The sequence below is a fragment of the Aequorivita aurantiaca genome, from assembly GCF_030410135.1.
Taxonomy (GTDB): Bacteria; Bacteroidota; Bacteroidia; order Flavobacteriales; family Flavobacteriaceae; genus Aequorivita; species Aequorivita aurantiaca.
This window is the reverse complement of the sequence record NZ_JAUGQQ010000015.1, coordinates 1-12847: the sequence shown is the minus strand read 5'-3', so window position 1 is coordinate 12847 and position 12847 is coordinate 1. Positions and strand designations below refer to the sequence as shown.

The window sequence follows — 12847 nt, the reverse complement described above, 5'->3', positions numbered from 1 at the left end:
GATTTCCGTGATCTTATTTAGGGAAATGATTTTGGTTTCAAAAATTTAAAATGTTTGAATATGGATATAAAAGGTTTTTGGACCTGGTTTGCTGCCCATGAACAGGAATTACGGGAGGAAGTGGATTTAAGGGATCAGAATAATAGTTTTTGCATGCAGGAAATGGTAGCACTAATGCATCAAATTGACGAGAACATTTTCCTGGAAATAGCTACAAATCCAAAGAAACTACCTAGAAAATATAATTTAACGATCTCCTGTGATGGCCTGAAGGATTCCTTTATGATGGTGGAAACTTTAGTTAACTGGGCTCCTCCACTTGAATATTGGAAGTTCCAAGCTTTTATTCAGCCCAAGGGGCCATTGCATGAAACCTTGAACCAGCCTTTTACATTTAACGAATATACGATACTGCCAAAAAGCCTAAGGTTCACGGTATGCAATGCCACCGAAGATTTTGAGTGTTTTGTTCTATTATTGCAATTGCCTATTTCATTACGCAGTATGCCGCCGGAGGTATTTGATGAGCATATTTTCTATTTGTTATTCCATTTGTATGGCGAGAAATTTATAGGCGAAAATATACTGGATATTGAAACTACATTTGTGGAAACCGATGAATATGACTTTTATTCCTTAGAGGAATTGGAGGAAGTATTGGCAAGTTTTCGTGATGGGTATGATTTAAGTAGGAATAAGGAGCAGGATATTTAAAAAGTAAAATTAAAATTTGTCAGGCTCGGTCGCAAAAGTAACTGCCCAAGACCCTGTTACCAGTGGCGGTTCGGGTTTGAAGTCGGGATATTGAGGCATTGCAGAATTTGGGTATCAATTTGGCATAGGCGATTTCGGCTTGGATCGTCTTAAAATTAATATGATTAACGGTGGTCAAGTAAGCCCATTCTTTTTCATTGGTGCCTAAGTATTGACTTCGGCCTGTCTTCTAAAAAAAATGGCCCCTTATTGATATCATTTCGCGATAAATTAGGAGTAAAAAGAGATTATATACGAAAATACTTTATGCTAATTACGGGGCCCGGATTTAAATTTATTTTGAAAATATTATAATTAAGCCTATATCTCTTGGATGTTAAAAAGCCAGCCTTTTCAAGTAGAAGGGGCTGGCTGAATAGAAAAAATGAAATGTGGGGAGTGTATTAACCTAACGGTAGCAAATAGATGAAAATTTATAATAAGTATTAAAAAAGTAATATAGATAAAGTATAGACTAGGGCGGTATATTATATAATTACCCGAGAATTGGTAATTGGTCTGCTTATTAAGGAAGTATTATGTAGGGTGAACTTACTTTAGATGGATGAGGATAATTTCAGGATTTACTCCGGTGTATTGTGCGAACTCGTAGATGGTAAGGAGGTGTTGTTTTTCTTTTTTGAAGAAATCACGGATTTCCTTATTTAGGTCCAAGGCGTGGCGGTAGGATTTACCGGTAAGAAGCTGGATATCCTTGGGATAAATTACTATACGGGAGGGCCGGGTCCTTTTTCCCCCTGGGGGTTTATCAGATTTATCTTTAGGTGCCATAACGTAGGTGGATATGGGATGGGAACAAATAGATTTAAGGCATTCATAAATATTGTGGGGATAGTTTTGGGGATTGGGAGTGGTATAGGGTTTTCAGTTATGGGTTGTCTTGGTTGTTTGCTTCGACAGGCTCAGCATTGCTTCGACAGGCTCAGCATGACAGTTAATGGTTGTTTGCTTCGAGAGGTTCAGCATTGCTTCGACAGGCTCAGCATGACAGTTGATGGTTGTTTGCTTCGGCAGGCTCGGCATGTCAGTTAATGGTTGTTTGCTTCGACAGGCTCAGCATGACAGTTGATGGTTGTTTGCTTCGACAGGCTCAGCATGACAGTTGATGGTTGTTTGCTTCGACAGGATGAGCATTGCTTCGACAGGCTCAGCATGACAGTTGATGGTTGTTTGCTTCGACAGGATCATTGCTTCGACAGGCTCAGCATGACAGTTGATGGTTGTTTGCTTGGATAGGCTCAGCATGACAGTTAGTTGGCATATGGTTTATCGTTTTTAATTTTTTTTTGATTGCTCTCTTATGGTGTTTATTTTTTGTGGGTGGTAATCTGCCATGATTTCTAAGATAATTTCTTCTTTAATGCGCTTTGCCATAAATTTTGTGAAAGTAGCCTTAACCTAGGCTTTGGGTAGCTTAAATGTAGCTTAAACCATACATTCGCCATATACTCGACCCCCTTGAACTAGCCATTGGCAGGCTATGACATATACATTGATGAAGGTGGAAACACACATCGTGGCAACCACAAGTATGCCTCGGCAGCAATTTTTCGTGGACCAAAAGGAAGGCTTTGTTGACATATTCGCTCTTTAAGAGGGAGGTTGCGTTATTATTATAAAGATTATGTTACCCTTGAAAGTTCCAATAATGGTTTGAGTTCAGAAATAGGGAGAAAATTTATATGACGGTACTTTCGTTGAATAATCTTAATACGGGTAATTTTCTTGAAGAACAATTGATCCCCAAAATAGAAAAGCAGGAAGACCTGCATACTGTTGTTAATAAAGTCCTTGGAGAGGGATTTATTTTTTTCTAGGTGGATTTGAAGGTTCACTTTACCATTGGAGTGAATTTTATATATGTCAAAATGGATATCATAAACGTGCACGCCGGGACCGAAAAATTGGTAGTGATTGCTGAATTCCTCTAGGGTACCTCTCCAGGGAGGGAGGCCAAGTTTGAAAGTCCAGTAATCATCATGGGGAGCCATTTTTAATATTTCGGTTATAATTATTTTTAACTTTAAACTGCCCTTGGTAAGAAAGACCAACTGAACTTCGCCGTTGGGGGGGCGGTTGATAAGCAATTGTAATCTGGGATGGATGTTTTGAAGAAGATAATGTAGCAATTCAAATTTCTTCTCCGGTACGAGGCCATATTTGATGTCTTTGTAAATAGCGTAGCTTTCCTTCTGAAATAGCTGCCAGAATTCATTGATTTTTGTTTCCATGGTTGTAAGATTTTAGGGTTAGAGGTTTTTTGCCTAATTGGAACAAAGGTTTGATGGTTATGCGAATAAAATTCACAAGGTGTACCCAAGGTGGGTGATTTTTTTTAGTTAGCAGGGGGTAGTGGGTATTTGGTAGTTAATAATTAGAAGACAGTGTATTGTGGACAGTTTTCAGTTTTCAGTTTGTTTGACCGTGCTCTGCATGACAATTTTCAGTTTTGCTTCGACTGCTCTTAGCATCATAGGGATTAGTTGTCTGCTTCGGTTATTCTTGTTAGGAGATTATTTTTCATTCTGTCCAGAAATTTTGTAGGGTTTATTTTTCGGGTGCGGATTTCTATGTAGGTGCGGTAATATTCACCAAGGTCGATTTTAAAAACGAGCTGGAAGAAATCTGCAAGTTCCTTTATTTCTGTGTTTCCGTTGTTAATTGCACCGGTTTCGTGAAGAGCGTACATTAATTCAATTAGATCGGTTTTTGTGCCGGTCCAGGGTATATTGTAAGGGGTTCGATTTTCCGTTGAGAGGGAATTGTGGCTTAAAATCAATTCCTTATTCAGATGTTCAATGAGCAGGTTGTGCGCAAAAATTTTTGCAGCAATAAAATCGTGGGAAGTGGAAAATTCATTATCCATACAATAGGGAAGGGCATCGGAATGAAATTTGACTACGCCCTGGGAACGTAGAAAATACTCGCAATCGCGGTCAATTCTATTCCGCATTAAATACAAGTAGAACTCCTTATGTTCCAGAAAATAGTTTTGATAGTCTGTTATATATTGCTGTGTGAAGCTTTTTAATTTCTTGGAGGTCGTTTTTGGTTTGGACATCTCAAAGTCTGACAGGTACAGAAAATAGATTAGATACCCGAGTGCTTTTGGTTTGATGTGCTTAAAAAATTGACATTCGACTTCGGGCGAAGGAAATCCATGGGCAAGTATTCTATGGCGAAGTTTCTTTAAGCTTTTTTGGCAGTAAGATATTCCCAATTCAATTTTTTCAAAAGGATTTTCAGGATTGCAAGGTAAATTTTGAATGTTCCTTTCTAAACTAGCTATAATCTGCTTGCTGTATTTCATAGTAGGTAATGTTGAATTTAACGATTTTAGAATTGCGGGGATTTGATTTACCTAAAGTAAAAGGTTGCATTAAGATTGAATAAGGGTTTTTCCATATAAAAAGTAAGGTAAAACCATATCTGGGTTTTGAAATAACACAGTATTATTATTTGGTAAGAAAATTTCAGTTTTGATTCGAGTCTTATCGATAAGCAATAATGCGAAGCTTCACGAAACTATACAGGAAACCTGCAAGGTTGTAGCGGGGTTCCATTATATTGGAGGAGCTGAAAGTATACACTTTGATGAATCAGTTTTGAATATTGTGGATGTCGAAATAATTATTTTGGACTTGGATATTGCACGATTAAATAACAATAATGTGGCAATCATCAAAAGACTTTTTAAAAATGTGCAATTAATCGGGATAACGGGAGCATTTGAAAAAGCATATTTCGGTTTGAAAGGGGGATGTGTGGATGTATGCCTAAGGCCTCTTGATTCAGATGCGATTGTTGAGGCACTAATAAAATGCCAAAATAAAATGATCAATCCAGATCGCCTCATATCCATAGGTTCTTCCAAGGAAGCCCATTATCTGAAGGTTTCAGAAATACTTTTTATAAAAGCAGATGACAATGATGTAGATTTCCATTTATGTGATGGAACCGTGATACCTTTTTTCAATTCCTTAAAACATTTTGAGAGTCGGCTTTCCATTCCATTTATACGAGTTCAAAAGAGTTATATCATCAATGCCGCGATGGTATTTAGAATAAACCACGTGAAGCGCTATTTAATGTTTCGCAATTCCCACTCACGCATTCCCTTTTCTCCCAAATATTTAGAAAATATATCACGGGTGGAGGGGGTGATTAAAAACTACCATTTTTAGTTTTTACCCTTAAAACACGATTTTTTACCAATGACACCACTGTTTTCACCAAAAGTGGCAAAAACGATATGTATTATTTTCGGATGTCGAGGTACTTTCGGAATACGGAAGTTGCTAATCCTACGGCGTTTAACACCCGTTTTTTCATTGTGCACAAGTGAATATGGACCATCAAAGTGGTGGTCTGAACCGTCCTTTCACTTAACATTTTACATTATGAAAACCTTATCGTTTTTACTTTTAATGATACTATCGGGAATTTTATTTTCGTGTACTCCGACCGACATCAGCGATACTGATCAGAGCCGAAATATTTTAAGCACCGGCGACGACGACAGTGTTAGACCGGACAATGATCGTGACTGATTATGAAACACTTGATAGACAAAGCCTTTTCTGCACTTCAAAGTGTTTTTCCGAACTATGAAATTCTTGATGGCTTTATAGATATGTTGTTATTTGATTGTTTAACGGGAAATAATGATAGGCATTATTATAATTGGGGTGTAATTACTCATATAAGAAATGCACATGAGCCATACTTTTCTCCCATTTATGATACTGCGAGAGGATTGTATTGGAATAATGATGAAGAATTTATACTATCTTTGCACAAGGATAATGAAGAACAACAAAATAACAGAATACATAAATACGTTAAGACTTCAGTTCCAAAGATAAGTACACCTGAAAATAATACTTGTAACCACCATCAACTTATACAATATCTTAAAGAAAATGATTTTATTAAGCCAGCGCACATTTCGCGATGGACAGATAATGCAAGTTTGGAAAAAACTTTAAAAACTCTGAAGAGAGATTTTGTGAAACTTTTCACACTACAAAGAATTAAAATTATTGAGAAAATTCTTAATTTCAGATTTCAAAACCTTGAAAGCATTATTAAATAGTCTATGCTACAGCAATTTAAAAAATACATTCGTTCACAGGCTAAGGCTAAAGATTTGCCCTGCACTTATGAGCAAATAAACCAAAATCCTAAATTTCAATTAAAGTACCAAGAGCTTATTATTGGTTATCTTGATTATGATGGGAGCATTTGGTCATTTCACTATTCTAAATGGTTTCAAAATCAGGATGAATTAGAATCGTTATTTGAGTTTCCGGTAAAAGATAAAATTTATTCCTCTACTGAATTGTGGCCTTTTTTTGAGAGTCGTATTCCATCCATAAAACAGCCTAAGATCCAGGAATATTTGGATTCTCATCCTTCTGACCGAAATAATAAAGTTAAGTTATTGGAGCTTTTTGGCATTACTTCCGTAAACAACCCTTATAAGTTAACTTTGAATATTTAAAAAGGGTCTAATGATACTTTTTACTTTTAAATATTCCGAATTAACAATTAGCAAAATTTAAAGTTTACAGGCTAAAATTATGTGATTGTAGGCAGTTTTGCTGCCTAAAATTATATCCACTCCTGCATAGATAAATTTTCTGGTATAAAATGTATTATTTTTTCTTGCAATATACTTGCGTAGCTTATAGCAAAAACGTTACATGTGGAATTCTCTCCGATTTAACATCCTATTGTTATGGTTTGCGTAATAGGAGGGAAGTTTTGCTTCCTTGATGAAATCTTCGACTCCGCTCAGGGCAGGCCGAAACAAAAAAAAGGCTTACGAAAAGAATCCTGAAAATTTCTTTATTTCCGGCGCAAAAAAACATCCCCCTAGCCCCCTTCAAAGGGGGGATTGGCGTTACTACTTATTGATTTTATTGAAAGCATTTTTGCTTCTTCCTCCAATAAATTCATTTTCTACCCTTCGACTGCGCTCAGGGCAGGCTACTTTTCGAAGGCCGAAGAGACCTAAATAGTAAATTTGAAGGATATAAGTATTGGCTTAAAGCTTAAAGCCTACAGCATATAGTAAAAGGATTTATATTTGATTTTTTCCCCGATTTATCCTGATAAACGATAATAACCTATGTTTCTAAAATATTGTTTAGCGCGTTCAGAATCAGGAATATTTAGACCTCGATGGATTAAAACTTCAATATGTTCTTCGACCGTTTTGGGCGGTTTTTCATATTTCATTTTATGTTGAGTTTATTGCAAAAAAAAGCCCCGCAAATTGCACTTGAAGCAGAGGCGTGCGGGGGATTGATGTTGCAAATATAAAGGCGTAATTTGATTTAAACCAAAATATTTTAGCTATAATTATTTAATTACGCTCTATGGCTTATAGCTTAAAGCCTAGAGCCTAGAGCTTACAGCAAAAAAGCTATGCTTGGTAATCTATCCGGATTTCAATTAACAATTAACAATGAATAATTAGATTGTTTAATTGTGGAATCGTTTAAATGTTGAAATGGGATTGCGTTTGAAAATTCTTTTTTGAATAATTCCTTAACAAATCTCTTCACGAGCGATGAACTAAGAGGGACGAACTACGAACTACGAATGTAGGAATTCGAAATGGAGTTACGAGCTATGAGCTATGGAGTTTGGCACTTTAACAATCTCCTTATTTTCCTTCAATATTAATCTTTATCAGCCCGTGCTTTATGACATATTTCATTAAGCCTATTACAGATTTGGTTTTGGTCTTGATAAAAATGTTTCGTCTATGTGCCTCCACGGTTCGCTCGCTTATGAATAGCTTTTCCGCTATTTCGTCATTCTTGAGTTCCTTTGCCAGAAGTTCGAGTACTTCCTGTTCCCTTTCTGAAAGTATTGGCTTTTTTTCTTCCGTACTAAATAGATCTTCCGTAGGATCCATAAGATTGTCCATAAGGATGTTTTGGATATTTTTACTGATATACCTACCGTTGTTGTGCACAATTTTAATGGCCTCCACCACTTCAATCATATTGGTGCGCTTTAGGATATAGCCTGATGCCCCAGCCTTTATCATTTTTGTTATAATGGCTATATCATCGTGCATGGTAAGTGCAATTATTTTTATACTGTGGTAGCGTGCCTTTATATTTTTGGTGGCCTCAATACCGGAAACATCTGGCATATTTACGTCCATTAGGATTACTTCAATCTGATTTTTTTCCAAAAAATCCAAGGCTTCTTTCATGGAATTGGCCCCAGAAACCTTTCCAATTCCTTCTTCATCTTCCAACAGGGGTTTTAGCCCCTCAATCATCAGTTGGTGGTCGTCCACTATCAATACATTTATCATTTCATTTGCCATAATACTGCTATCGTAAAGGTATAATTATACTGATTATAGTGCCTCTCCCTGCTTTGGCATCAATAAAAATGGTGCCGTTGAGGTTTTCAATTCCCGAAGTTATATTGGCAAGCCCCATGCCGGCATTATGCCGCACCACTTCATAATCAAATCCCTTCCCATTATCTTCCGCTATTAAGTTTATTTCTTTTTCGTCTTGTGTTATCTGCACAAACAGCTCGCTTGCCTGCGCATGCTTTAGGGTATTGTTCACTATTTCCTGGAGGGTTCGGTACAGCACATTTTCTATCAGCCCATCCAGATTTTCATCCAATCCGAAGGTATCAAACGTCATCCGCAGTTTCGAACTTTTGTTTACCCGGTTGCTGATATTCTGCAGCGCACCCTTCAGTCCGCGCTCCGAGAGTAGGGAAGGAGACAGGTTGTGCGAAATGTTGCGCACTTCGTTAAATGCCTCATCAATACTTTCCATTAAGGAAGCCAAGAGTTCCGTTCGCTTTTCTTCGGAAATATTTTTCTTTTTATGCAACACGCTCGCCTGAATTCATGCTAACGAAAGCAGGTACCCCAAACTATCGTGCAGGTTTTGTCCGATGCGTTTACGTTCCCTTATCTCTGCTTCCAGCGCGGCGTTGGATCGTTTTTTGTTCATTTCAATTAGAGTGCCCCGCAATTTGGCGGCCTGTTTATGTTGATGGTTCCTATAGGCCAAATACAGGCCGATCAACAGTAGAATAAACACCAGCGACATAAAGAAAAGCAGGTTATTTTTATTACTTATCGCCAGTTCCTTTTTGTCAATTTCCAACTGCTGCATATTGTTCAGCTGGTCCAAATGTTTTAGCTCCACATCGTAAATCTGGTTTACGATGGTGTTGTTGTTCATCTCTTCCTTCAACCGTACATGTTGTTGGAAATGCTCCAAACTTTTTTGGTAATCTTTCTTTTGCTGATATATCATGGACAGCAGAAAATGTGCATCCGTTTTTAGCAGATTGCTGTTTTTTTCTTCTGCCATTTTTAGCACTTCCAAACCGTATTTTAATGCTTCGTCTACATTGGTCTGATCCAACAGCACTCTTCCCAATCCGATTTTGGCAAAGGCAATCTGTTGAAAAAGCTGCCCTTCCTGTGCTATACGCTCACTTTTTGTGTAGGCCTCAAAAGCCTTTTCGAAGTCGCCGGAACTCTGATGGATATCGCCCATTATTTTATATGAAATACACAGGCTGTACTGGTTATTGTGTTGTTCGGAAAGTGCGATTGAGTTATTTAGGGATTCGAGGGCTGCTGCCTGCTTCTTTTCATTGGTGTAGCAAAGGGCAATATTGTTTAGAATGGTAGCCACTAAAATGGGATTCTTTGGCTGCGCACTGGTATCCAAAGCCCTTTCAAAATACTCCAACGCCTTTTTGTGATTGTTCAAATTAAGATACGTCAACCCGATATTGTTGAGCGTTCCTTCCTTTTTCTCCGGCGTGCCCGCCAGTTCATAATTGTCCAATGCTGCAACCAAATGGATATAGGCCGAAGTGTAGCTGCCAGATTCGTTGAATACGGTACCCAGATTATTGTTGATGTTTGCTATTTCATCATAAAAATGTATGCTTTCCGCCTCCGCAAGGGCTTCGTTGTAGTATTTTATGGCTTCGGGATAGTTTGTTTCAAAAACATAGGAAGAACCTATATATTTCATCAACTTTATGCGGGAAATTTTATCGTTGGCATCCAGTGAATCCAAAAGACTCAACGACCGAGCCTGTGCTGCAGAAGGGTTGTCATAAATTTGATTGTGGATTTTGGCGAAGGTACTGTCAGGGAGCGTTGCTGTTTTATCATATTCCGCAGTTGTGGAACCATTGGCGGATTTTTCACAGCTTATGATAGCCCCAACAAATAGGAGAGGCAGTATGGTTTTCAAAACCAATATCCAGTTCGTTTCTATTTTGTTTTGAATATTCATTACAACGGATGCCCAAAAGCAGCTTTTGCCACAAAGGTGGTACAAACAATCTATTATTGGCAACTGCATGGGCAAAATTAAGTGCTGGCACTTAGTTTGCCCAATTCAAAATAGCGTGAAACGCCAATTGATGGGCATCGATATTTTGGCTTAATTTGTTGCAACAGTTTTTATAAAATACACAATGATGAAAAAATTAACTACCCTATCGTTTCCTCTTTTCCTATTAAATATGATTTTCTGCGGCTTTTCGATGTCTGCCCAGCAAACCCTTTACACCGAAGAATTTAATTATCCACAGGGAGAATTGCCTCCAGGTTGGGTAATTGATGCCGACCAACCGCCTGAATGGGATGTAAACGTTTCCCAAATAGCGGGTGGAACGGCTCCTGAATTGTATATGGGATATGGCTTTCAAGTGGGTCTTAGCCGTCTGGTTTCAGCACCTATTGATATTGATGGCCACGATAAATTGGCGCTGCGGTACAAGCAATATTTAATTAATTATGCCGCTGATGCCGGCGAGATAATTGGCCTTGACGTAACCTTTGATGATGGTGCTACTTGGCAACCTCTTTGGGAATCCTTGCTAGGTCTAATGAATATTCCACAGGATGAATATGTTTATTATTTTAATGCGCCAGCTGGAGCCACGGAAATGAAATTCGCCTTTCGTTACGACGGCAACAACAATTTTATCAATGGCTGGGCAATTGATGATATAGTGGTGGAGGCCGTAATTGATAACGACTTGGTTGCCCGCAAAATAACAGGGAATAATACTCCCAACATTGGAGCGGAGGCAACCTATACAGTAACCGTTGAAAACGGTGGGGCACTTTCCCAGAATGATTATACGGTAAAACTTTTAAACGAAAATGGCGATGTGGTTGCCTCCGTAGCGGGTGAACCTATTGATTTTGCTGAAAAGATTGACTACACCCTAAGATTTACCCCCGGGAATGCTGATTTGGGCGGTCATACTTTTATTGCGAAAGTGGAAAGCACAGACGATGCAGTGTTGGCAAATAACGAAACAAGTGACTTTCATGTGAGTGTTCAATATCAAGATACGGAAGATATTCAAATAGGCGATCCCAACAGCACCTTCGCAACCAACGATACGCCTTACGATTTCTTTTATAAGCACAGTTTAACGCAAACACTTTATAATGCAGCGGACATAACAGCAACGCAAGAATCCATAAACGGATTGGAATACCGTGCATATTTCGACAATGATACGGAAGATGTGGCCATTCAGATTTATTTGGGAGAAACAACCCAAAGCGATATGTCCACCGATTGGGTAGCCCCAAGCAGTTTTACATTGGTGTACGATGGAATGGTTGATTTTCAAAAAGGTCTGAACAATATCTATATTCCTTTTAACACAACTTATGAATACACTGGCGATAATTTGGTGGTATATGCAAATAAAAGTTATCCGGAGCAGGTATTGTGGGTAGGTTTTATAAATACCCCAGACCAAAACACACCTTATTCGCGTGTGGTGTACGGCGACGACCAACCTTATGACGCCATGAACACTCCCGCTGGTTTCCCGCGCTGGACATCTCCAAACATTACCCTCTTCTTTTCTTCGGGTGAATTGGCAGTCACTGCAAATGAAATAAATACAAATGCGGTAAGCGTTTATCCCAATCCCGCGAATGCTGAAGTGACCCTTACAAAGAATCAAGAAATATCTTTGGAAGCAGTTACTATTTACGATGTTACCGGCAGACTTATAGATTCGGTGGATTTAAATAAAATGGGCCAGTCGAAAACAATTGATATCTCCCAACTTCAATCCGGTATCTACTTTTTACGGATAAAGGGCGAAAATGCTATCCTCACAAAGCAATTGGTTAAAAAGTAACTTTGTTTCATGTTGATTGTAGCCGCCCGCATTTGTGGGCGGTTTTTATTTTTTGAACAACCCATTAACTCCGTTTAATCTTCGATTTGCTTCAGTTGTTCCTTTGGTTGGTTCTTTGCAATGACGGAAGCAGATTGATGTTTAATCGTTAAAGTTTTTAATTGGCCTACATCCCGAGACTGGTAAAAACTGAAACCCATTTCGGAATATATGGGGAGAATTTTGCGTTTTTAAATTATATATGATTTCAAGGATTTTACTTGCTCTTCCAATAAATTCATTTTTACACTTCCCTTGGACTGCGCTCAGGGTAAAGTAGCTCAGGGTAGGCTCTTTTTTCGAAGACCAGAATGTTGATAGACGTTCTCGATACAAATTTGAAGACGCTGTCGCTCCTTTCAAATTTACTCGAACTGACAGTTGGATGGTTGGATGGTTGGATTGTTGGATGGTTGGATTGTTGGATGGTTGGATTGTTGGATGGTTGGATGGTTGGATTGTTGGATAGACAGGTTCTCGATACGAATTTGAAATCGCTGTCGCTCTTTTCAAATTCACTCGAACTGACAGTTGGATGGTTGGATGGTTGGATTGTTGGATAGACAGGTTCTCGATACGAATTTGAAATCGCTGTCGCTCTTTTCAAATTCACTCGAACTGACAATTGGATTGCTGGATTGTTCGATTCTTGGATTGTTGGATAGACAGGTTCTCGATACGAATTTGAAATCGCTGTCGCTCTTTTCAGATTCACTCGAACTGACAATTGGATTGTTGGATTGTTGGATTGTTGGATAGACAGGTTCTCGATACGAATTTGAAATCGCTGTCGCTCTTTTCAAATTCACTCGAACTGACAATTGGATTGTTGGATTGT

Annotated in this window: 14 protein-coding genes; 7 read left to right on the top strand and 7 right to left on the bottom strand. The window is 38.4% G+C overall.

All coding sequences use genetic code 11. The features are described from left to right. The first annotated feature begins 60 nt into the window (after positions 1-60). Positions 61-714, top strand: a complete 654-nt coding sequence (locus tag QRD02_RS13495; protein WP_290255489.1) for a hypothetical protein — start codon at positions 61-63, stop codon at positions 712-714. Positions 715-1305: 591 nt separating this feature from the next. Here the strand turns inward: QRD02_RS13495 and QRD02_RS13490 are convergent. From QRD02_RS13490 to QRD02_RS13480, 3 genes are all read right to left on the bottom strand, one after another. Then, complete coding sequence (locus QRD02_RS13490; RefSeq protein ID WP_290255488.1) at positions 1306-1545, bottom strand: hypothetical protein; 240 nt, start codon at positions 1543-1545, stop codon at positions 1306-1308. A gap of 851 nt (positions 1546-2396) precedes the next feature. Continuing rightward, positions 2397-3005 carry a hypothetical protein gene (locus QRD02_RS13485; protein ID WP_290255487.1) on the bottom strand — a complete coding sequence of 203 codons (609 nt, stop codon included), beginning with the start codon at positions 3003-3005 and terminating at the stop codon, positions 2397-2399. 248 nt (positions 3006-3253) lie between these two features. Then, complete coding sequence (locus QRD02_RS13480; RefSeq protein WP_290255486.1) at positions 3254-4084, bottom strand: RteC domain-containing protein; 831 nt, start codon at positions 4082-4084, stop codon at positions 3254-3256. A gap of 169 nt (positions 4085-4253) precedes the next feature. Here QRD02_RS13480 and QRD02_RS13475 point away from each other — a divergent pair, with 169 nt between their 5' ends. The 4 genes from QRD02_RS13475 (at position 4254) to QRD02_RS13460 (ending at position 6277) form a co-directional block, all read left to right on the top strand. Continuing rightward, entirely contained in the window at positions 4254-4958 is a 705-nt protein-coding gene (locus tag QRD02_RS13475) for a LytR/AlgR family response regulator transcription factor (RefSeq protein WP_290255485.1), read from the top strand. A 216-nt stretch (positions 4959-5174) separates the two neighbouring features. Continuing rightward, the gene (locus QRD02_RS13470; RefSeq protein ID WP_290255484.1) at positions 5175-5324 is read left to right on the top strand and encodes a hypothetical protein; all 150 of its coding nucleotides are present in this window, start codon (positions 5175-5177) and stop codon (positions 5322-5324) included. 2 nt (positions 5325-5326) lie between these two features. Next, the gene (locus tag QRD02_RS13465; protein WP_290255483.1) at positions 5327-5869 is read left to right on the top strand and encodes a HipA domain-containing protein; all 543 of its coding nucleotides are present in this window, start codon (positions 5327-5329) and stop codon (positions 5867-5869) included. Between the two features lie 3 nt (positions 5870-5872). Beyond that, entirely contained in the window at positions 5873-6277 is a 405-nt protein-coding gene (locus QRD02_RS13460; protein WP_290255482.1) for a HipA N-terminal domain-containing protein, read from the top strand. A 605-nt stretch (positions 6278-6882) separates the two neighbouring features. On the opposite strand, the gene QRD02_RS13455 is transcribed toward QRD02_RS13460, so the two are convergent. The 4 genes from QRD02_RS13455 to QRD02_RS13440 form a co-directional block, all read right to left on the bottom strand. Further along, on the bottom strand, positions 6883-7017 hold the full coding sequence (locus QRD02_RS13455) for a hypothetical protein (RefSeq protein ID WP_290255481.1): 135 nt from the start codon (positions 7015-7017) through the stop codon (positions 6883-6885). A gap of 430 nt (positions 7018-7447) precedes the next feature. Next, entirely contained in the window at positions 7448-8125 is a 678-nt protein-coding gene (locus QRD02_RS13450) for a response regulator (protein ID WP_290255480.1), read from the bottom strand. A gap of 7 nt (positions 8126-8132) precedes the next feature. Beyond that, positions 8133-8657, bottom strand: coding sequence for a sensor histidine kinase (locus QRD02_RS13445; RefSeq protein ID WP_290255479.1), 525 nt, complete (start codon positions 8655-8657; stop codon positions 8133-8135). 12 nt (positions 8658-8669) lie between these two features. After that, positions 8670-10046 (bottom strand): ATP-binding protein, encoded by a 1377-nt coding sequence (locus tag QRD02_RS13440; RefSeq protein ID WP_290255478.1) that lies wholly within the window; start codon positions 10044-10046, stop codon positions 8670-8672. Between the two features lie 226 nt (positions 10047-10272). Between QRD02_RS13440 and QRD02_RS13435 the strand changes: the two genes are divergently transcribed. Together QRD02_RS13435 and QRD02_RS13430 are read left to right on the top strand one after the other, a co-directional pair. After that, entirely contained in the window at positions 10273-11970 is a 1698-nt protein-coding gene (locus QRD02_RS13435) for a T9SS type A sorting domain-containing protein (protein ID WP_290255477.1), read from the top strand. A gap of 377 nt (positions 11971-12347) precedes the next feature. Next, a complete protein-coding gene (locus tag QRD02_RS13430; RefSeq protein WP_290255476.1) occupies positions 12348-12572 on the top strand; it encodes a hypothetical protein in 225 nt (74 codons plus the stop codon). The last annotated feature ends 275 nt before the right edge of the window (positions 12573-12847 follow it).

What these genes read in the sequence shown, in the direction of transcription:
- QRD02_RS13495 (WP_290255489.1), top strand. Translation starts at nt 61, where the DNA reads ATGGATATAAAAGGTTTTTGGACCTGGTTTGCTGCCCATGAACAGGAA.
- QRD02_RS13490 (WP_290255488.1), bottom strand. Translation starts at nt 1,545, where the DNA reads ATGGCACCTAAAGATAAATCTGATAAACCCCCAGGGGGAAAAAGGACC.
- QRD02_RS13485 (WP_290255487.1), bottom strand. Translation starts at nt 3,005, where the DNA reads ATGGAAACAAAAATCAATGAATTCTGGCAGCTATTTCAGAAGGAAAGC.
- QRD02_RS13480 (WP_290255486.1), bottom strand. Translation starts at nt 4,084, where the DNA reads ATGAAATACAGCAAGCAGATTATAGCTAGTTTAGAAAGGAACATTCAA.
- QRD02_RS13470 (WP_290255484.1), top strand. Translation starts at nt 5,175, where the DNA reads ATGAAAACCTTATCGTTTTTACTTTTAATGATACTATCGGGAATTTTA.
- QRD02_RS13465 (WP_290255483.1), top strand. Translation starts at nt 5,327, where the DNA reads ATGAAACACTTGATAGACAAAGCCTTTTCTGCACTTCAAAGTGTTTTT.
- QRD02_RS13460 (WP_290255482.1), top strand. Translation starts at nt 5,873, where the DNA reads ATGCTACAGCAATTTAAAAAATACATTCGTTCACAGGCTAAGGCTAAA.
- QRD02_RS13455 (WP_290255481.1), bottom strand. Translation starts at nt 7,017, where the DNA reads ATGAAATATGAAAAACCGCCCAAAACGGTCGAAGAACATATTGAAGTT.
- QRD02_RS13450 (WP_290255480.1), bottom strand. Translation starts at nt 8,125, where the DNA reads ATGGCAAATGAAATGATAAATGTATTGATAGTGGACGACCACCAACTG.
- QRD02_RS13435 (WP_290255477.1), top strand. Translation starts at nt 10,273, where the DNA reads ATGATGAAAAAATTAACTACCCTATCGTTTCCTCTTTTCCTATTAAAT.